The sequence below is a fragment of the Palleronia marisminoris genome, from assembly GCF_900172315.1.
Classification (GTDB): domain Bacteria; phylum Pseudomonadota; class Alphaproteobacteria; order Rhodobacterales; family Rhodobacteraceae; genus Palleronia; species Palleronia marisminoris.
Genome location: NZ_FWFV01000001.1, coordinates 362,553 through 381,320 on the forward strand (window position 1 = coordinate 362,553; position 18,768 = coordinate 381,320).

16 protein-coding genes are annotated in these 18,768 nt (G+C 67.4%); 8 read left to right on the forward strand and 8 right to left on the reverse strand.

Annotated features, from left to right (window positions below; all coding sequences use genetic code 11):
- The first annotated feature begins 1 nt into the window (after nucleotide 1).
- Entirely contained in the window at nucleotides 2-910 is a 909-nt protein-coding gene (locus tag PAM7066_RS01790; RefSeq protein WP_085852397.1) for an AEC family transporter, read from the forward strand.
- A gap of 33 nt (nucleotides 911-943) precedes the next feature.
- Here the strand turns inward: PAM7066_RS01790 and PAM7066_RS01795 are convergent, their stop codons facing one another.
- The 4 genes from PAM7066_RS01795 to pepN form a co-directional block, all read right to left on the reverse strand.
- Nucleotides 944-2,476 (reverse strand): NAD(P)(+) transhydrogenase (Re/Si-specific) subunit beta, encoded by a 1,533-nt coding sequence (locus PAM7066_RS01795; protein WP_085852398.1) that lies wholly within the window; start codon nucleotides 2,474-2,476, stop codon nucleotides 944-946.
- Nucleotides 2,477-2,486: 10 nt separating this feature from the next.
- On the reverse strand, nucleotides 2,487-4,055 hold the full coding sequence (locus PAM7066_RS01800) for a Re/Si-specific NAD(P)(+) transhydrogenase subunit alpha (protein ID WP_085852399.1): 1,569 nt from the start codon (nucleotides 4,053-4,055) through the stop codon (nucleotides 2,487-2,489).
- A 100-nt stretch (nucleotides 4,056-4,155) separates the two neighbouring features.
- A complete protein-coding gene (locus tag PAM7066_RS01805; protein WP_085852400.1) occupies nucleotides 4,156-4,587 on the reverse strand; it encodes a methyltransferase family protein in 432 nt (143 codons plus the stop codon).
- Between the two features lie 69 nt (nucleotides 4,588-4,656).
- On the reverse strand, nucleotides 4,657-7,218 hold the full coding sequence (pepN, locus tag PAM7066_RS01810) for an aminopeptidase N (protein ID WP_085852401.1): 2,562 nt from the start codon (nucleotides 7,216-7,218) through the stop codon (nucleotides 4,657-4,659).
- A gap of 101 nt (nucleotides 7,219-7,319) precedes the next feature.
- Between pepN and PAM7066_RS01815 the strand changes: the two genes are divergently transcribed.
- From PAM7066_RS01815 to PAM7066_RS01830, 4 genes are all read left to right on the forward strand, one after another.
- On the forward strand, nucleotides 7,320-7,556 hold the full coding sequence (locus PAM7066_RS01815; RefSeq protein ID WP_085852402.1) for a hypothetical protein: 237 nt from the start codon (nucleotides 7,320-7,322) through the stop codon (nucleotides 7,554-7,556).
- A 127-nt stretch (nucleotides 7,557-7,683) separates the two neighbouring features.
- Nucleotides 7,684-9,834 (forward strand): malate synthase G, encoded by a 2,151-nt coding sequence (locus PAM7066_RS01820; RefSeq protein WP_085852403.1) that lies wholly within the window; start codon nucleotides 7,684-7,686, stop codon nucleotides 9,832-9,834.
- A gap of 15 nt (nucleotides 9,835-9,849) precedes the next feature.
- Nucleotides 9,850-10,272: a GlcG/HbpS family heme-binding protein gene (locus tag PAM7066_RS01825; protein WP_085852404.1), complete on the forward strand. Its 423-nt coding sequence runs from the start codon at nucleotides 9,850-9,852 to the stop codon at nucleotides 10,270-10,272.
- Nucleotides 10,273-10,430: 158 nt separating this feature from the next.
- A complete protein-coding gene (locus PAM7066_RS01830; protein ID WP_085852405.1) occupies nucleotides 10,431-11,210 on the forward strand; it encodes a gamma-glutamyl-gamma-aminobutyrate hydrolase family protein in 780 nt (259 codons plus the stop codon).
- Between the two features lie 12 nt (nucleotides 11,211-11,222).
- Here the strand turns inward: PAM7066_RS01830 and PAM7066_RS01835 are convergent, their stop codons facing one another.
- The 3 genes from PAM7066_RS01835 to PAM7066_RS01845 form a co-directional block, all read right to left on the reverse strand.
- Complete coding sequence (locus PAM7066_RS01835) at nucleotides 11,223-11,498, reverse strand: hypothetical protein (protein ID WP_085852406.1); 276 nt, start codon at nucleotides 11,496-11,498, stop codon at nucleotides 11,223-11,225.
- A 104-nt stretch (nucleotides 11,499-11,602) separates the two neighbouring features.
- A complete protein-coding gene (locus PAM7066_RS01840) occupies nucleotides 11,603-12,670 on the reverse strand; it encodes a Hint domain-containing protein (RefSeq protein WP_085852407.1) in 1,068 nt (355 codons plus the stop codon).
- Nucleotides 12,671-12,793: 123 nt separating this feature from the next.
- Nucleotides 12,794-13,462: an HAD-IA family hydrolase gene (locus PAM7066_RS01845; RefSeq protein WP_085852408.1), complete on the reverse strand. Its 669-nt coding sequence runs from the start codon at nucleotides 13,460-13,462 to the stop codon at nucleotides 12,794-12,796.
- Nucleotides 13,463-13,573: 111 nt separating this feature from the next.
- Here PAM7066_RS01845 and glmU point away from each other — a divergent pair, with 111 nt between their 5' ends.
- Together glmU and glmS are read left to right on the forward strand one after the other, a co-directional pair.
- Nucleotides 13,574-14,923, forward strand: coding sequence for a bifunctional UDP-N-acetylglucosamine diphosphorylase/glucosamine-1-phosphate N-acetyltransferase GlmU (gene glmU / locus PAM7066_RS01850; RefSeq protein ID WP_085852409.1), 1,350 nt, complete (start codon nucleotides 13,574-13,576; stop codon nucleotides 14,921-14,923).
- Nucleotides 14,923-16,734: a glutamine--fructose-6-phosphate transaminase (isomerizing) gene (gene glmS, locus PAM7066_RS01855; protein WP_085852410.1), complete on the forward strand. Its 1,812-nt coding sequence runs from the start codon at nucleotides 14,923-14,925 to the stop codon at nucleotides 16,732-16,734. Before glmU ends, glmS begins: the two co-directional genes overlap by 1 nt.
- A 6-nt stretch (nucleotides 16,735-16,740) precedes the next feature.
- On the opposite strand, the gene PAM7066_RS01860 is transcribed toward glmS, so the two are convergent.
- The gene (locus PAM7066_RS01860; protein WP_085852411.1) at nucleotides 16,741-18,255 is read right to left on the reverse strand and encodes an NAD(P)H-hydrate dehydratase; all 1,515 of its coding nucleotides are present in this window, start codon (nucleotides 18,253-18,255) and stop codon (nucleotides 16,741-16,743) included.
- A gap of 165 nt (nucleotides 18,256-18,420) precedes the next feature.
- Between PAM7066_RS01860 and PAM7066_RS01865 the strand changes: the two genes are divergently transcribed.
- Nucleotides 18,421-18,759, forward strand: coding sequence for a P-II family nitrogen regulator (locus PAM7066_RS01865; protein WP_085852412.1), 339 nt, complete (start codon nucleotides 18,421-18,423; stop codon nucleotides 18,757-18,759).
- The last annotated feature ends 9 nt before the right edge of the window (nucleotides 18,760-18,768 follow it).

Below are 18,768 nucleotides of genomic sequence, written 5' to 3' on the forward strand. Positions count from 1 at the left end.
GATGCTGTTCCTCACCATCTGGCCCGTCTTCGCGCTGATCTGCCTTGGCTTCGCGTTGCAGCGCGCGTGCTTCCCGGACGCCGGCTTCTGGCCTGCGGCCGAACGGGTGAACTACGTCCTTCTCTTCCCCGCCCTGCTGGTCTCGACCCTTGCCGACGCGCCGGTGCGCGACCCCGACCTGCTGCGACTGGGGGGTGCGGTGGTGGCCACGATCTGCGCTGCCGCCGCGCTGATGGCGCTGGTGCGTCGCGCCCGCCCGATGCCGGCGCGGCGCTTCGGCCCCGCGCTGCAGGGGGTGGTGCGCTTCAATACCTATCTCGGCCTGGCCATCGTCGCGAGCCTTGCGGGTGACCCGGGACTGGAGCGTGCGGCGGTGCTTCTGGCCGTCGCCGTGCCGCTGGTGAACCTGCTGTCGATCATGGCACTGACCGACGGAAGCGGGACTCGCGGCTACGGCGCCCTAGTCCGTCGCGTCGTCACGAACCCCCTGATCCTCGCCTGCATCGCGGGGATCGCGATCGCCCTATCCGGAAGCGGCCTTCCCTTCGGCACGGGGCGGTTCCTGGGACTGATCGCGCAGGCCAGCCTGCCGCTGGGGCTGCTCTGCGTCGGGGCGGCCCTGCGGCCAGCGGCCCTGCGTCAACATGTGGGTGCACTGGCTGTAATCGCCGTGGTGCGCCTGCTGGCGATGCCTGCCATCGCGGTCGTCGTCGCGCAGGGGCTCGGGCTACAGGGCGTCGAGACGCTGGCCCTCGTCGTGTTCGCCGCGATCCCGACGGCGCCCACGTCCTACGTGCTGACCCGGCAGCTCGGCGGCGACGGAGAACTCATGGCCGGCATCGTCACCGCGCAGACAGTCGCTTCGGTCCTGACGATCCCGGTGGTGCTGTCTCTGGCGGGGCTGGGATAGCAAAAGGCCGCCCCGGAGGGCGGCCTACGTCGCTTACAGTTTCTGCAGGATTGCCTGCACCGAGTCCTTCGCGTCGCCATAGAGCATCCGCGTGTTCTCCTTGAAGAACAGCGGGTTCTCGATGCCCGAGTAGCCCGTCCCCTGACCGCGCTTGGACACGAACACCTGGTTCGCCTCCCACACATGCAGGACCGGCATCCCGGCGATCGGCGAGTTCGGATCGTCATTCGCCGCCGGGTTCACGATGTCGTTCGAGCCGATGACGATCACCACGTCGGTCGAGCCGAACTCGTCGTTGATCTCGTCCATCTCGAGCACGATGTCGTAGGGCACCTTCGCCTCGGCCAGCAGCACGTTCATGTGCCCCGGCAGACGCCCGGCGACCGGGTGGATGGCGAAGCGCACCGTCTTGCCCGCGTCCCGCAGCTTCTTGGTCAGCTCGCTGACCGCCTGCTGCGCCTGCGCCACCGCCATGCCGTAGCCCGGCACGATCACGACGCTGTCGGCCTCTTTCAGCGCGTCGGCCACGCTGTCGACATCCGTCGGCACCATCTCGCCCTCGACCTCGAGCTGAGGCCCGCTGACGCCGCCGAAGCCGCCCAGGATCACGCTGACGAACTGCCGGTTCATGGCCTTGCACATGATGTAGGACAGGATCGCCCCCGAGGAGCCGACCAGCGCGCCGGTCACGATCAGCAGGTCGTTGCCCAGCGTGAAGCCGATCGCCGCCGCCGCCCAGCCGGAATAGCTGTTGAGCATCGACACGACGACGGGCATGTCCGCGCCGCCGATCCCCATGATCAGGTGATAGCCGATGAAGCCCGCGATGATCGCGACGAGGAAGATCGACCAGATCCCGGCCCCGTTGAAGTATAGAATGCCAAGGATCAGGCAGACGATCAGCGCGCCGAGGTTCAGCATGTGTCCGCCCGGGAACTGCTTGGGCTTGCCGTCGACCTGCCCGGCGAGCTTGCCATAGGCGATCACCGACCCGGTGAAGGTTACCGCGCCGATAAAGATGCCGAGGAAAACCTCGACCCGCAGGATAGCGATCTCCACCGCGTCTTTGGCCAACAGGCTCTTCCCGAAGCCGGTCAGGTTCTCGGCCCGCTCCATGAGGGCGAGGGCCTCGGGCGTGGTGAAGAGCGTACCGGCCGAGGGGATCGGCCAGAGGAAGGTTTCCGGTGCGACGCCCGAAAGGGCGGCCAGCCCGTATCTCAGTTCCAGCACCTCGCCCAGCATCAGGTCGGCGTTGAGCCCGATGAACACCGCCGCGAGGCCGACGAACGAGTGCAGCGCCGCGACGAGTTGCGGCATCTCGGTCATCTGCACCTTGCCAGCAATGTAGTAGCCGGCGAACCCGCCCGCCGCGATGGCAAGCAGGATGAGCCACACGTTCTGCACGCCGGGCCCGAACACCGTGGCGACAACCGCAAGCGCCATGCCGGCGATGCCGTACCAGATGGCACGCTTGGCACTTTCCTGGTCCTTCAGCCCGCCAAGCGACAGGATGAAGAGGATTGCGGCGACGATATAGGCCGCCGACTGGAGTCCCGATTCGATCATCTCTGGTCCCTTACGACTTGACGAACATCGCGAGCATCCGGCGCGTCACCAGAAAGCCCCCGACGATGTTGATGGAGGCGATGAGCACGCTGACGAGGCTGAGGAAGATCACCAGCAAGTTGCCCGACCCGATCTGCAAAAGCGCACCAAGGATCACGATCCCCGAGATCGCGTTCGTAACCGCCATCAGCGGCGTGTGCAGGCTATGCGCCACGCCCCAGATCACCTGGAAACCGACGAAGCAGGCCAGCGCGAACACGATGAAGTGGCTCATGAAGCTTTCGGGGGCGTAGGCGCCGACGATCAGCAGCAGCAGCGCGCCGATCGCCAGCATCCCCACCTGGTTGCGGGTCTGGGTGGCAAAGGCGGCGGCCTCGTCCGCGCGCTTCTCGGCGGCGGTCTTCTCCTTCGGCTTCTCGCGTTTGGCCGGCTGGGCCTGCGCGGCCTGTTTCGGCTTCGGGGGCGGCCAGGTGACGTCGTTCTTGTGGGTGATCGTCGCACCCCGGATCACGTCGTCATCCATGTTGTGGTTGATCTGACCGTCCTTGCCGGGAGTCAGGTCGGTCAGCATGTGACGGATATTCGTGGCGTAGAGGGTCGAGGACTGCTTCGCCATGCGGCTGGGGAAGTCGGTATAGCCAATGATGACGACGCCGTTATCGGTGACGATGCGCTGGTCCTTGACGGTCAGCTTGCAGTTGCCACCCTTCTCGGCCGCGAGGTCCACGATGACCGAGCCGGGCTTCATGGCCTTCACCATGTCCTCGGTCCAGAGCTCGGGCGCCTCGCGGTTGGGGATCAGCGCCGTGGTGATGACGATGTCGATGTCGGGCGCCAGCTCGCGGAACTTCGCCAGCTGCGCCTCGCGGAACTCGGGGGACGACGGGGCCGCGTAGCCGCCCTCGCCCGCGCCCTGCTCGCCCTCGAAGTCGAGGAAGACGAACTCGGCGCCCATGGACTGGACCTGCTCGGCCACTTCGGGGCGCACGTCGAAGGCGTAGGTGATCGCACCCAGAGACGTTGCCGTGCCGATGGCGGCAAGGCCCGCGACACCGGCGCCGACGACCAGCACCTTGGCGGGCGGCACCTTTCCGGCGGCGGTGATCTGGCCGGTCAGGAAGCGCCCGAAATTGTTGGCGGACTCGATGACGGCCCGGTAGCCCGCGATGTTCGCCATCGAGGACAGAGCGTCCATCTTCTGCGCGCGGCTGATGCGCGGGACCATGTCCATGGCGATGAGCGTCGCGCCCTTTTCCGAGGCGCGCTTCATCAGCTCTTCGTTCTCGGCCGGGTAGAAGAACGAGATCAGCGTCTGGCCCTCGCGCAGGCGCTCGACCTCGTCCTCGGTCGGCGGGCGCACCTTGGCGACGACATCGCAGCGGTCGAACACGTCGGCGGCAGTCTCGACCACCTCGACACCGGCGGCACGGTACAGGTCATCCGAGATGTCCGCGCGCGACCCGGCCCCCGCCTCGACCATGCACTCGTGGCCCAGCTTGGCGATCTGCTCGGCCGATTGAGGGGTCAGGGCGACCCGCGCCTCCCCCTCGTGGCTTTCCCTCACGACACCGATTTTCATGCGTCGTCACTCCCTCTGTCCTGCCCGCCGGACGGGCTTTGGTTGCGCATACCGTGCGCAACATTGTTTCACAAGTCGCGGTCGGCGCATCGCCGTCCGCTCATATCCAGCGCCGCGTGCGTTGTGCCCAAGCGTCATATTCACCGCCGAAGCGCTCGCGCAGCCGTGCCTCTTCCGGTCGGATGAAGCGGATCGTCAGGACCGCCATCAGCGGGATGACCAGCACGATGCCCCAGAGCGGCCCCATCCACAGCGCCGCCCCCGCCAGCACCAGCACGTCGCCCAGGTAGATCGGGTTGCGCGACAGGACGAAGGGACCGCTGCTGACCAGCGCCTCGGGCGCCTGCCCCGGCATCACCGGCGTGCGCCGTGCGAGCATCGCCGTCACGGCCCAGACCATCAGCACCACCCCGACCGAGATCAGGGCGATGCCGAGCACGTTCCACATGCGGCCGCCCGCCCCGCCCGGCAGGACCCACAGGACGAGCAGATGGCCTGCCGTCCAGATGGGCGGTAAATCCAACCATCGCATTGCCGAACCTCCATTGCCTCAGCGGCAACCTAAGCGAGGTCCGGCACCGGATGCCACGGCAATCGGGCCTCAGCCATGCACCGCGCTGCCCAGGATGCGCGTCACCATTTCCGAGGTGTCGCGGCTTAGACCTTCGGCCCCGGCGATGCGCTCCAGCGCCTCCTGCGCCAGCGCCCGGCGGTCGGCGTCGTAGCGGGTCCAGGTCTCGAACATCGTGGTCATCCGCGCCGTCGTCTGCGGGTTCAGCGGGTCGAGCCGGATCAGCCAGTCGGCCACCAGCCGGTAACCCGAGCCGTCGGCCGCGTGGAAAGCGGCATGGTTCGCGCCCAGCGCCCCGATGACCGAGCGGAAGCGGTTGGGGTTCTTCCAGTCGAACGCCTCGTGCTGCGTCAGCCGGTCGGCCACGGCCGCGCCGCTTGCGCCGGGGGCGTTGACCACCTGCAGCGTGAACCACTTGTCCATCACCAGGCGGTCGTCCTTCCAGCGGTCGTGGAACGCCTGCGCCTCGTCGTCACCGCGGCCGTTCCGCACCAGCGCCGACAGCGCCGCGACCTCGTCGGTCATGTTGTCGGCAGCCGCAAACTGGGTCCGCGCCCGCTCGCCGCCGTCGATCTTCGTCAGAAGCGACAGCGCGGCATTGCGAAGGCTGCGCTTGCCGGCGCTTTCGGCATCGGGCGAATACGGCCCCTCAATCCGGAGTCGGTCATAAAGCTCCGCCAGCGGCGCCTCGAGCCGCCGCGCCATCGCCTCGCTCATCCGGCGCCGCGCGGCCGCGATCGCCTCGGGGTCGGGCGTGGAGTTGGCGTCGGCGAGGGTCTGCGCCATGTCGTCATCCGACGGCAGCCCCAGCACCAGCGCGCGGAAGGACGGGTCGAGCCGGTCGTCCGTCAGCACCGGCTCCAGCGCGTCGAGATAGGCCGCATCGGGCTCGGCGCCGTCCGTCACCATGCGCAGCAGCGCCGTCTTGGCAAGCTGGCGACCGGCCTCCCACTTGTTGAACGGGTCGGTGTCGTGGGCCAGCAGCAGCGCGCGGTCCTCTGCCGACATCTCCTGCGTCAGGATCACCGGCGCCGAGAAATTGCGCAGGACACTGGGCACGGCGTCGTCCGCGCCGATCTCGAAGGGGGCCTCCTGCTCGGCCTCGGTCAGCTCGACGATCTGCGTCGGAAGGACCTCGGTGCCGTCGCGGCCGATGGCGCCGACGGCGATCGGGATCAGCATCGGCTGTTTCGTGGGTTGGCCGGGCGTCGCCGGGACCTCCTGCCGGAAGGACAGGACCAGTGTGCCGGCCTCGATCCGGTGCGACACGGTAACCCGCGGCGTGCCCGCCTGATGATACCATAGCGCGAACTGAGACAGGTCGCGCCCCGTCACGTCCTCAAACACCTGAAGCCAGTCCTCGATGGTGCAGGCCTGCCCGTCATGCCGGTCGAAATAGAGGTCGGTGCCCTTCCGGTATGCCTCGGGGCCGATCAGGGTGCGCAGCATCCCGATGATCTCGGCGCCCTTCTCGTACACCGTTGCGGTGTAGAAGTTGTTGATCTCGATATACGAGGTCGGGCGGACGGGATGCGCCAGCGGCCCGGCATCCTCGCGGAACTGGCGGGCGCGCAGCTGGTGGACCTCTTCGATGCGCTTGACCGCATGCGAGCGTTCATCGCCCGAGAAGATCTGGTCGCGGAAGACCGTCAGCCCCTCTTTCAGGCACAGCTGGAACCAGTCGCGGCAGGTGATGCGGTTGCCGGTCCAGTTGTGGAAATACTCGTGCGCCACGATCGACTCGATCCGCGCGTAATCGGCATCCGTCGCCGTTTCGGGCGAGGCCAGCACATAGCGCGCGTTGAAGATGTTGAGCGCCTTGTTCTCCATTGCGCCCATGTTGAAATCGTCCACCGCGACGATGCTGAACTGGTCGAGGTCATAGGCCCGGCCATAGGCTTCCTCATCCCACTTCATCGACCGCTTGAGGCTGTCCATGGCGTAGTCGCAGCGGGTCTCGTCCCCCTTGCGCACCCAGATCGACAGGGCGACGTGGCGCCCCTCGGACGTGGTGAAGCTGTCGCGCACCTCGATCAACTCGCCCGCAACGAGGGCGAAGAGGTAGGCCGGCTTCTTCCACGGGTCGCGCCAGACGGCATAGCCCTCGCCCGTCTCGACCTTGTCGCCGTTCGACAGCAAGACCGGCAGGTCCGATTCCACGCGCACCTCGAACGGGGCCATCACGTCGGGCCGGTCCGGGTAGTAGGTGATCTTGCGGAAGCCCTGCGCCTCGCACTGGGTGCAGTACATGCCCTTGGACATGTAGAGCCCTTCCAGCGCCGTGTTGTCCTCGGGCGCGATCTCGACCTCGCATTCCCACAGGAAGTCGTCGGGGGCCTCGATCTCGAGTTCCTCGGGCAGGACCTTCGGCGTCACTTCGGCCCCGTCGATGGCAGCGCGGATCAGCCGCAGTCCCTCGCCGTCCAGCCGCAGCGGGCCGCCATCGCCCTCGGGATTGCGGCGGAACCGGATCGCCGAGAGCACCCGCGTGGCCTTAGGATCAAGGCGAAACGTCAGCTTCACGTCCTCGACCAGGTAGGCGGGCGGGCGGTAGTCGGCGAGCTTGATGGCGCGGGGCGCGGCGTCTTTCATGGAAATCCTCGTGCTGGCGTGGCGAACAATGTGACGCCCGCTACGTTGAAAGACAAATGGCCCCGCGCTTCAACGGGTCCAACCGAAGAACGAGGAATGACATGTCTGCACCCGATACGAACAAGAAGAAAGACGCGAAGCGGCACAAGGGGCCCCTCATGGGCATGGTCGGAGTAGTGATCTTCGCCGTCATCCTTCTGGGCCTGCTGTCGATCTATGTCGTGAATCGCGGCAACGAGCCCGCGGACAGCACGCCCATCAGCGAAGAAACCGAAAGCGGCGGCGCTGTGACCGAGGAGATCCAGGACGCACAGGGCGCCGACGCGCAGGAAGAGTGACGCGGCCGTTGCGGGCCGGACCGTCCGCGGAAGGTCCGCCTTGCGGGCTGCCCCCCGCATGGGCCAAAAGTGACAGGACGTCCGCGGCGACACAGACCGCCGCGCCGAACAATTGACGGGGAGAGACATGGTTGACCGGACCGATCACGCGGGCCTTCAGGTGGCCCGCGACCTAGCTGACTTCATCGAGAACGAGGCCCTGCCCGGCCTCGGCATCGACACCGACCGCTTCTGGGCGGATCTTTCCGGGCTGATCCACGACCTTACACCCGACAATCGCGCGCTTTTGCAGACGCGCGAGGACATGCAGGCGAAGATCGACGCCTGGCACCGCGACCACCCCGGCGCGATCGCCGACCAGCAGGGCTATATGAGCTTCCTGCGCGAGATCGGCTACCTCGTCGAGGAAGGCCCCGATTTCCAGATCGACACGCCCGAGACCGACCCCGAGATCTCGCGCGTCCCCGGCCCGCAGCTCGTCGTGCCGATCATGAACGCGCGGTACGCCCTGAACGCCGCAAACGCGCGGTGGGGGTCCTTGTATGACGCGCTCTACGGGACCAACGCCATGGGCGACCTGCCCGAAGGCACCGGCTACGACGCCGAGCGCGGCAAACGCGTCATCGCCGCCGCCAAGGGATACCTCGACAAGTTCTTTCCTCTTGCCTCGGGCAGCCACGAACAGGCCGAGGGCTACCGCATCGGCGACACCGGCCTCGAGGCCATCGCCGGCGATCAGCTGCTGGCGCTTGACCGGCCCGACGCACTGGCGGGCTTCCGCGGGCCGAAGGATGCGCCGACGCATATCCTGTTGCATAACAATGGCTTGCACATAGAACTTATCATTCAGCGTGAACACCGCATCGGGTCCGAGGACAAGGCGGGCATCGCCGACATCCAGCTTGAATCCGCGATGTCCGCGATCATGGATTGCGAGGATTCCGTCGCCGCCGTCGATGCCGAGGACAAGGCGCTCGCCTATGCCAACTGGCTGGGACTGATGAAGGGCGACCTGACCGAAGAGGTGACGAAGGGCGGTGACACCTTCACCCGCGACCTCGCGGAGGATCGCACATACGACACGCCGGACGGCGGCACGCTGCGGCTCAAGGGTCGCTCGCTGATGCTGGTGCGCAACGTGGGCCACCTGATGACCACGCCCGCGATCCTCGACCGCGACGGCAACGAGGTGTTCGAGGGGCTGCTCGACGCCGCCGTGACGGTGCTGTGCGCCGTGCACGACCTGAACCGCGAGGGCGGCAATTCCGAGACCGGCTCGGTCTATGTCGTGAAGCCAAAGATGCACGGCCCCGATGAGGTCGCCTTCTCCGACCGCCTTTTCGCGCGGGTCGAAGATATGCTGGGCCTGCCCCGAAACACCGTGAAGATCGGCATCATGGACGAGGAGCGCCGCACCTCGGCGAACCTGAAAGAGTGCATCCGCGCCGCGAAGTCCCGCGTGGCCTTCATCAACACGGGCTTCCTCGACCGGACGGGCGACGAGATCCACACCTCGATGGAAGCGGGTCCCATGGTCCGCAAGGGCGAGATGAAGAAGACCGCCTGGATCAACGCCTACGAGGATCGCAACGTCGATGTGGGCCTCGCCTGCGGCCTGCGCGGCAAGGCGCAGATCGGCAAGGGCATGTGGGCGATGCCCGACCGCATGGCGGACATGCTCGACGCCAAGATCGGCCACCCGAAGGCGGGCGCCACCTGCGCCTGGGTGCCCTCGCCCACCGCTGCCACCCTGCACGCGCTGCATTATCACGAGGTGAACGTGGCCGAGGTGCAGGAACGGCTTGCCCAAGGCGGCCCCCGCACCACGCTCGAGGACCTGATGACGGTGCCGGTCGCCCGCGAGAACTGGTCCGAGGACGAGATCACCTCAGAAATCGAGAACAATGCTCAGGGCATCCTGGGCTACGTGGTCCGCTGGGTGGATCACGGCGTCGGCTGTTCCAAGGTGCCCGACATCCACGATGTTGGCCTGATGGAGGACCGCGCGACCTGTCGGATCTCCAGCCAGGCGCTGGCGAACTGGCTGCATCACGGCGTCGTCTCGGAAGATCGCGTGATGGAGGTCATGAAGAAGATGGCCAAGGTCGTGGACCAGCAAAACGCCGGCGACCCCGGCTATCAACCGATGGCCCCAGCCTATGACGGCCCCGCCTTCAAGGCCGCCTGCGACCTCGTCTTCAAGGGGCGCGAGCAGCCGTCGGGCTATACCGAACCCGTGCTTCACGACCGCCGGCAGGAAAAGAAGGCGCGCGGTTAACCCAAGGAGATGCCCATGACCCTTACCCTCGACCAGGCCCGCGCGGCCATTCGCGGCACGTTCGAAGCGGGTGGCGAAGCCGGCTTCAAGCCGCTTTCGGCCATCGTGCTTGATGCTGGCGGCAACGTGCTGGCCTTTGAGCGGCAGGACGGCTCGAGCCCCGGCAAGTTCGCCATCGCCCACGGCAAGGCCTACGGGGCGGTGATGCTCGGGATGCCGAGTTCAGCTCTGATGGCGCGGGCCGAGAAGCAGCCCTACTTTGTCGCGGCGCTGAACGGCGCCTATGGCGGCGCGGTCATCCCCGTCCCCGGCGGCATCCTCATCAAGGACGGCGACGCGGTCATCGGAGCGCTCGGCGTCACCGGCGACACGTCCGACAACGATGTCGACGCAGGCATGAAGGGGCTGTCTGCCGCAGGACTGACGGGCGAGGCCTGATCCGCACGCTGCCAAGATGCGCATCGCGACTGCCCGGTTTTCCCGCGAACCGGGCAGAGGCGTGTGACGCGCGGTGCCTGTGCGCTGGCGGGGGTGAACAGCGGCGCGGAAATGCTTAACCTACGGACCACGCGCCCACAAACAGAGAGCCCTCGGACATGACCCGCCCCCTCGTCGGCATCATCGGCAATCACCACCTCATCAACGACGCCTACGAGATTCACGGCGGCGGCAAGATGAATTCCGAGGCGATCGCCCATGTGACCGGCGCACTCCCCCTCATCGTTCCCGGCGATCCCGACATCGTCGACATCGAAGAGATGATGGAGGTCTGCGACGGCTTCCTCTTCACCGGCGGCCGCCCGAACGTCCACCCCGAGGAGTACGGCCACGAAGAGACCGTCGCCCACGGCGCCTTCGACCGCCCCCGCGATCGCGTGGCCCTGCCCCTGATCCGCGCGCTGACCGAGCGCGGGCAGCCCTACCTCGGCATCTGCCGCGGCTACCAAGAGGTCGCGGTGGCCTTCGGGTCGACCCTCCACCCCGAGATACGCGAACTCCCGGGACGGATGAATCACCGGATGCCCCCGGACGGGACGATAGAGGAGAAGTTTGCCCTCCGTCACGAGGTCACCTTCACCGAGGGCGGCCCGTTCCATCGGCTGATGGGGGCGCAGACGGTGATGACCAACACCCTGCACGGCCAGGGCGTGATCGAACCCGGCCCCCGCTTCGTGATCGACGGACGCGCTCCGGACGGCACGCCCGAGGCCTCCTACATCCAGGGCGCTCGCGGCTTCACGATGTCGGTGCAGTGGCACCCCGAATACAACGCGACGCAGGACGAGGTCTCGCGCAGGCTGTTCGGCGCGTTCGGCGATGCCCTGCGCGCCTGGCGGGACGAGCGCCTTCGCGTACCCACCCGCGCGATCGCCTGACCCGAGGCGGGGTCAGATCCCCGGCGGGGCGATCAGTTCGCCCGCGCGATCAAGGGCATAGACCCGGCGCTCGGGCGTTTCCGGCAGACCGCACGCGACGATCAGCCAGACTTGGCCCTCGCCCGGTCGGGCGGCGCAATTGCGCGTTTCGGTGCCCGGCACTTCAGAGACGTAGATCGCCGCCGCACGCGCAAGTGCATCGCCTTCTTCCGGCCGAGCGGCGCCCAGCCGATAGCCCAACACTGCGGCCGTCAGGCAAAGTGCTGCCAGCGGAATGACGAACCGCACGTCCGTCAGCGGTCCGCTCCCACCTGCGGAAGTCCGGTCGATCGGCGCATGGGATCCTCCGTATTCTGGCGTCCACCCGATAGGTAGCCAAGTTCTGGAGAAGGTCACGGCCGGAGGAGCGCGGCCTCGAAACGCCTCAGGCTCCGCCGGGCCGACTGGATGCCTTGGAGGGCCGAAAGATCGGCCAGTTCGGGGAAGATCTCGAGGATCTCGGCCCGCTGCGCCGCGTCCAGCCCCCGCATCGAGTAATGGCCAGGCTGGAAGCTCTCCGTCCAGGCACCATCGCCCAGGATGACCTCGTGCCGCTCGAACATGATGTGGATATATTCGACCGCCGGTGCCTCGACCTGATCGACCCCGTCGAAATGGCACAGGTCCTTGGCGGCGACCAGCACCTCGCGCTCTTCGAAATAGAGCGCCGCCTGATCCGAAGCCGTCAGCATCCTGTGGTTCGGGCTGACCCTCATGTCGCGCTCGGGCAACCCCATCCCGAGCGACCCCTTGCGGATCAGCACGGGGTTGAGCGCGGGCTGCCGTCGCAACATTCCCCCGTCGAGCAGCTTGCGACCCACCCATGCAATCCGCTGGACCCCGTTGTCGCGGGTGATGACGCGCTCGCCGACCTGTAGCCGTTCGACCGGGATCTCGCCCATCGGGGTGGTGATCAGGGTGCCGGGAGTGAAGCAGATCACGATCTCCTCGATGTCCGAGAAGTTGATGTTCGCCCATTGGTTGGTCGTCGAATTGTAGAGCTGGATCTGACCGTTGAACCCGTTGTCGTCGGGATTCTTCACGAGGTTCGTGATCGCGTAGCCGTCCTTGAGCAGCCCCGAGATATCCAGAACGTCATTGTCGTGGCCGCCGCGGTTGCCGTTGACGGTCGTGTTGTTCACGCCAGAGCTGCCGAGGGTGATGACGAATCGGTCGGCCCCGTCGCCACCGTTCAGGTTGTCGTTGTCGCCGCCACCAATGATCGTGTCGTCGCCGTCGCCCCCATCCACGAAGTCGTTGCCGTCTCCGGCGATGATTTCGTCGTCGCCTCGGCCCCCGTACAGGAAGTCGTTGCCCGCCCCGCCTTTCAGCGTGTCGTTGCCCTTGTCACCGTCGATCCGGTCGTTGCCCGAGGTGCCATTCAGATCGTCGTTGCCTTTGGTGCCGTAGATGTTCGCCATACCTGAGACCTTTTCAGCTTGGCCACGCTGGCCGCGGCAGCGCGAACGTACCTTTGAATTCGTTATCGGGCGTTTAATGTGTCCGCGAGGATCGGCACCTGCACGCGCGGACCGCCCAAGCTCTCAGCCCGCTGGCAGGAGGCTGTCGGCAAGGTCCGGCAAATCGGCGAAATGATCCAGCATCGCATCCGGTCCAAGACGACTCACGCCCTGCCCCTCGGGGCCGAAACCGACCAGCACGATCGGGACGCCGGCGGCGCGGGCCGTGTTCACGTCCGTCTCGGTATCGCCGACGAAGATCGACCGCGCCGGATCGCCGCCGGCCCGCCGGACGGCCTCTAGGTACGTCTCGGGGTCGGGCTTGCGGACGGGCAGCGTGTCGGCCCCCACGATGGTCGGCAGGACGTGGAACGTGCCCATCTCTTCCATCAGGCGGATCGCGAACCGCTCGGGCTTGTTGGTGCAGATCGCCACGGCGAAGCCGCGGTTCTTGAGCGTCTCGACGGCGCCCCAGGCGCCATCGTAGGGGCGCGAGTGCACCGCGATAGCGGCGCCGTAGGCTTCGAGCAGCTTGGGGTAGTCGGCCTCGATCTCGGCATTCCCGCCGGCGCCGCAGCGCGAGAACCCTTCGGTCAGCATCGCCCGCCCGCCCCGGAAGGCGACCGCAGCGTCGGCTTCGGGGTCCAGCACATCGCCGAGACCCCGCGCGCGGAAACAGGCGTTGGCGGCCGCGACCAGATCGGCAGAGGTATCGACGAGCGTTCCGTCCAGATCGAACACGACCGTGCGCATGCGGGCTTCCATCCTTTTTGTAACGAGGCGCAATCGGGGTTGATCGCGGCGCTATTTTAACCTTTTGCGCAGAGGCGTAGAACGCCGGCTAGCAGAAGGAAAGGCCCACACATGCCCTCTCACCTGATCGTCCTGGCCGCGGGCCAGGGCTCTCGGATGATGTCGGACCTGCCCAAGGTCTTGCACCGTGTCGGCCACGCGCCGCTTTTCGTTCACGCGCTTCGGGCGGGTGCGGCGCTCGACCCGGATCGCCGCGTCCTGGTCGCAGGCGTCGGCGCCGAAGCGGTGCGCGCCGAAGCCGCCGAGCATGACGAGGGCCTGAGCGTGGTCCTGCAGGAAGAACAGCTTGGCACCGCCCATGCCGTCGCGCAGGCCCGCGAGGCGCTGAAGGATGCCACCGGCGACGTCTTCATCCTGTATGGCGATACCCCGTTCATCCGGCCCGAGACCCTGTCGATGATGGCCGCCGCCCGCACGGGCGGTGCCGCGGTCGTGGTGCTGGGCTTCGAGGCTGCCGATCCGGGCCGCTACGGTCGGCTGGTGGTGGAGGGCGGCGACCTGACCCGCATCGTCGAATACAAGGACGCGACCGAGGCCGAGCGCGCGATCACCCTGTGCAACTCGGGGGTCATCTGCGCGGATGCCGAGGTCCTGTTCGACCTGATCGACGCGGTCGGCAACGACAATGCCAGCGGAGAATTCTACCTCACCGACATCGTGGGCATCGCGCGCGACCGCGGCCTGCGCTGCGCCGCCGTCACCTGCGACGAGTCCGAGACCATGGGCATCAACACCCGCGCCGAGCTCGCGCGGGGCGAGGCGATCTTCCAGGCCCGCCGCCGGGCCGAGGCGCTCGAGGACGGCGTGACCCTGACCGCCCCCGACACCGTCTTCTTCGCCTACGACACCCACCTGGGCCGCGACGCGCTCATCGAGCCGCATGTCGTCTTCGGCCCGGACGTCACCGTGGAATCCGGCGCCACGATCCGCGCCTTCAGCCATCTCGAAGGCTGCCATGTCGGCGCCCGAGCAGTGGTCGGCCCCTATGCCCGCCTGCGCCCCGGGGCCGAGCTTGGGAACGACTCGAAGGTCGGCAACTTCGTCGAGATCAAGTCGGCCGAGATCGGCGAAGGCGCCAAGGTGAACCACCTGACCTATATCGGCGATGCCACCGTAGGCGAGGGAGCGAATATCGGCGCGGGCACCGTGACCTGCAACTACGACGGCGTGTTCAAGCACCGGACCGAGATCGGCGCGCGCGCGTTCATCGGCTCGTCCACCATGCTGGTGGCGCCGATCCGTGTGGGTGCCGAGGCGATGACCGGCTCGGGCTCGGTCATCACCAGCGACGTGCCGGACGGGGCCCTTGCCCTCGGCCGGGCGCGGCAGGTGGTGAAAGAGGGGCTGGCCCGGAAACTGATGACCAAGCTGCGGTCGGCAAAGAGCAAGAGGACCAACTGATGTGCGGGATTGTCGGCATTCTGGGCGAGCACGAAGTCTCGCCCACCATCCTCGAAGCGCTGCGCCGGCTCGAGTATCGCGGCTATGACAGCGCCGGGATCGCGACGATCAACGACGGCGCCCTCGACCGCCGCCGCGCCGTGGGCAAGCTGGTCAACCTGAGCGATACGCTCGTCCACCACCCGCTGCCTGGCAAGTCCGGGATCGGCCACACCCGCTGGGCCACCCACGGCAAGCCGACCGAGGTCAACGCCCACCCCCATCGCGCGGGCTCGGTGGCCGTGGTCCACAATGGCATCATCGAGAACTTCTCGACCCTGCGCAAAGAGCTGACCGCCGCCAACTACGGCGCGGAATCCGAAACCGATACCGAGATCGTCGCCCTTCTGTGCAAGTCCCACCTCGACCGCGGCGCGACCCCCGTCGAGGCGGTGAAGCGCACCCTCGCACGGCTCGAAGGGGCCTTCGCGCTGGCCTTCCTCTTCGACGGCGAGGACGACCTGATGATCGCGGCGCGCAAGGGCTCGCCCCTCGCCATCGCGCATAACGGCCACGAGGCGTTCGTCGGATCGGACGCCATCGCCCTGGCCCCGCTGACCGACCGGCTGATCTACCTCGAGGAAGGCGACTGGGCCGTCCTGACCCGGACCGAGAGCCACATCTTCGACGAGGCCGGCAACGAGGTCGTGCGCCCCGAGACCCGCATCGCCGAGTCCGCTGCGCAGGTCGACAAGGGCGGCCACCGGCACTTCATGGCAAAGGAGATCCACGAGCAGCCCGCCGTGATCGCCGCCTGCCTCGACCATTACCTCGATGGCGACGCGATACGCCTGAAGGAAGGGCAGATCGATTTCGCCGGGGTCGACCGGATCGTGATGGTGGCCTGCGGCACGGCCTCCTACGCCTGCCACGTCGCGAAATACTGGTTCGAGGCGCTGGCCCGCGTTCCGGTCGAGATCGACGTCGCGTCCGAGTTCCGCTACCGCGAGCCGCCCATGGGCGAGAACACCATGGCGATCTTCGTCAGCCAGTCGGGCGAGACGGCCGACACGCTGGCCGCCCTGCGCTACTGCAAGGACAAGGCCAAAACGGTCGCCATCGTGAACGTCGCGGGCTCGTCCATCGCGCGCGAGGCAGGCACCGCCCTGCCGATCCTTGCCGGGGTCGAGATCGGCGTGGCCTCGACCAAGGCGTTCACCTGCCAGCTGACGGTACTGGCCGTGCTGGCGCTTCGTGCAGCCCTCGACCGCAAGGAGATCACGCCCGACGCGGCCGCGGCCCACCTGGCCGATCTGCGGAGGATGCCGGCCCTCGTCAGCCAGGCGATCGCGACAGAGGACCGGGTGAAGGACATCGCCCGACGGCTGGCCGAGACGCGCGACGTGCTGTTCCTGGGTCGGGGCGCGCTCTATCCGCTGGCGCTCGAAGGGGCGCTGAAGCTGAAGGAGATCAGCTACATCCACGCCGAAGGCTACGCGAGCGGAGAGCTGAAGCACGGCCCGATCGCGCTGGTGGACGAGACCGTGCCGATCATCGTCTTCGCGCCCACCGACCACCTGTTCGGCAAGACCGTGTCGAACATGCAGGAGGTGCTGGCCCGCGGCGGCCGGGTCGTGCTCGTGTCCGATGCCGAGGGGCTGTCGAAGGACGACGAGGCGTGGCGCACGATCGAGATGCCGCGCGTGCCCCCGCTCTGGGCGCCCATCGTCTATGCGGTGCCGGCACAGATGATCGCCTACCACACGGCGATCGCGAAGGGCACCGATGCCGACCAGCCGCGTAACCTGGCGAAGTCGGTCACGGTTGAATAACGCGGCCTAAGCGAGCCGCGCCAGCACGCGCGGCAGGCGCTCGGGCAGATCCTCGGCGATGAGGCCGGGGCCGAAATCCCGCGCGCAGTCCGCGTGCAGCCATGTGGCGGCGGTGGCGGCGAAGAACGGGTCGTCATCGCGCGCCAGAAGGCCGGTTATGAACCCGGCCAGCGTGTCCCCCGCCCCCGCGGTGGCCAGCCACGGTGCCGCGCGGTCGTAGAACGCCCCATGGAGTGCGGCGCTTTCGGCATTCGCGATGATCGTGTCGGGACCTTTCAACAGGATGGTGCAGCCCGCCCGTTCCGCCGCGAGGCGCGCAGCGTCCAGGCGCGAGTAGGCGGGACCGGCCTCGGGGCTTTCCTTCAGCGGCGCGGCGAGGTCGGGGAAGAGCCGGGCGAACTCGCCCATATGCGGCGTCAGCACGACGCCGAGGTGAAGCGCGTCAAACAGTTCTTCGGGGTCCTCCTCGAAGCTGGTCATGGCATCGGCGTCCAGTACCACCGGCCGCTCGACCTCGAGCGCCGCGTGCACCAGCGCCCGCGTCCCGCCGCCATGCCCCAGCCCCGGCCCGAGGCAGAGCGCGTTCAGACGGTCGTCCTCGAGGATCTCGGCCAGGTCCCGGACATCGTTCATGCGCGTCAGCATCACCGCATCGAGTCGGGCGGCGTTCTCCTGCAGCGCCGCGCCGGGCACGGCCAGCGTCACCAGCCCTGCGCCGATCCGAAGCGCCCCGCGCGCGGCCATTCGGGCCGCACCGCCCTTGCCGACGCCGCCGCCAAGGATCAGCGCGTGGCCGTAACCATACTTGTGCCCGCCTTGCTTCATCAGCCGTCGGGCCGGCGGCGCGGACACGAGCGAGACGCCCGCCTCGCTTTCGTCCAGCCCGATCTCGACAACGGCAAGCGCTCCGCAGGCCTCGGGCGCGTCACCTAGGTAGTGCCCCCGCTTGGCTGCGTGGAAGGCGACGGTCAGGTTCGCGCGGGTGGGCGTTATCCCCTCGCCCAGCCACCGCCCGCTGTCCGAGCACCACCCCGACGGCATGTCGAGCGCCAGCACCCGCACCGCTTCCCCTTCGGCCATGTCGGCCAAGGCGGCCGTGATGCCCTCGGCCTCGAACGGACGGGAGAGGCCGGTGCCGAAGATCGCATCGACCACGAGGTCCGGCTTGTCCCGAACCGCCTGGGTCATCTCTTCGACCGGTCCGATGCCGGCCCAGAGGTCGTGGTTGGCCCGCGCATCCGGCGGCAGTCCCGCCGGATCGCCCATCAGAAGCACGCGCACCTCCCAGCCCCGCCCGGCCAACAGGCGCGCCACGACGAACCCGTCTCCACCGTTGTTCCCGGGACCGCAGAGGATGACGGCGCGGTGCGCTCGGGAGGCAAGGTCGGGCCAGCGGGACAGCGCGGCGGCGACCGCCCCCTGCCCGGCCCGCTCCATCAGGGCGCGGCCGGTGACGCTGCCTGAATCCATGGCAGCACTCTCGATTTCGCGCATCTCTTCGGCAGACAGCAGACGCGGCATGGCTTTCCTTTCCAAAACAGGCGCAAAGACAATCACATTGCACAAAATTCAGGCAACCCCTACGAAGGCAGCGACGCCGGCCACGTCCCGCTCGGGTCCCCGATTGAGAGACGACGCGGGAAGTGGTCTGACCCCAATGAACCCGAGACCGGAGGAATCGGCCAGATGAAGAAGATCGAGGCGATCATCAAACCCTTCAAACTCGACGAGGTGAAGGAAGCGCTTCAGGATGTGGGCATCCAGGGCCTCTCTGTCCTCGAGGTGAAGGGCTTTGGCCGGCAGAAGGGCCATACCGAACTCTATCGCGGCGCCGAATACGTGGTGGATTTCCTGCCCAAGGTGAAGATCGAGGTCGTCCTTGACGACAATCAGGTCGACGCCGCCATCGAAGCCATCGTGAGCGCCGCAAAGACCGACAAGATCGGCGACGGAAAGATTTTCGTATCCCCCGTCGAACAGGCGATCCGCATCCGAACCGGCGAGACCGGCTCGGACGCGCTGTAAGCCTGACCG

What these genes read in the sequence shown, in the direction of transcription:
- PAM7066_RS01790 (WP_085852397.1), top strand. Translation starts at nt 2, where the DNA reads ATGCTGTTCCTCACCATCTGGCCCGTCTTCGCGCTGATCTGCCTTGGC.
- PAM7066_RS01795 (WP_085852398.1), bottom strand. Translation starts at nt 2,476, where the DNA reads ATGATCGAATCGGGACTCCAGTCGGCGGCCTATATCGTCGCCGCAATC.
- PAM7066_RS01800 (WP_085852399.1), bottom strand. Translation starts at nt 4,055, where the DNA reads ATGAAAATCGGTGTCGTGAGGGAAAGCCACGAGGGGGAGGCGCGGGTC.
- PAM7066_RS01805 (WP_085852400.1), bottom strand. Translation starts at nt 4,587, where the DNA reads ATGCGATGGTTGGATTTACCGCCCATCTGGACGGCAGGCCATCTGCTC.
- pepN (WP_085852401.1), bottom strand. Translation starts at nt 7,218, where the DNA reads ATGAAAGACGCCGCGCCCCGCGCCATCAAGCTCGCCGACTACCGCCCG.
- PAM7066_RS01815 (WP_085852402.1), top strand. Translation starts at nt 7,320, where the DNA reads ATGTCTGCACCCGATACGAACAAGAAGAAAGACGCGAAGCGGCACAAG.
- PAM7066_RS01820 (WP_085852403.1), top strand. Translation starts at nt 7,684, where the DNA reads ATGGTTGACCGGACCGATCACGCGGGCCTTCAGGTGGCCCGCGACCTA.
- PAM7066_RS01825 (WP_085852404.1), top strand. Translation starts at nt 9,850, where the DNA reads ATGACCCTTACCCTCGACCAGGCCCGCGCGGCCATTCGCGGCACGTTC.
- PAM7066_RS01830 (WP_085852405.1), top strand. Translation starts at nt 10,431, where the DNA reads ATGACCCGCCCCCTCGTCGGCATCATCGGCAATCACCACCTCATCAAC.
- PAM7066_RS01840 (WP_085852407.1), bottom strand. Translation starts at nt 12,670, where the DNA reads ATGGCGAACATCTACGGCACCAAAGGCAACGACGATCTGAATGGCACC.
- PAM7066_RS01845 (WP_085852408.1), bottom strand. Translation starts at nt 13,462, where the DNA reads ATGCGCACGGTCGTGTTCGATCTGGACGGAACGCTCGTCGATACCTCT.
- glmU (WP_085852409.1), top strand. Translation starts at nt 13,574, where the DNA reads ATGCCCTCTCACCTGATCGTCCTGGCCGCGGGCCAGGGCTCTCGGATG.
- glmS (WP_085852410.1), top strand. Translation starts at nt 14,923, where the DNA reads ATGTGCGGGATTGTCGGCATTCTGGGCGAGCACGAAGTCTCGCCCACC.
- PAM7066_RS01860 (WP_085852411.1), bottom strand. Translation starts at nt 18,255, where the DNA reads ATGCCGCGTCTGCTGTCTGCCGAAGAGATGCGCGAAATCGAGAGTGCT.
- PAM7066_RS01865 (WP_085852412.1), top strand. Translation starts at nt 18,421, where the DNA reads ATGAAGAAGATCGAGGCGATCATCAAACCCTTCAAACTCGACGAGGTG.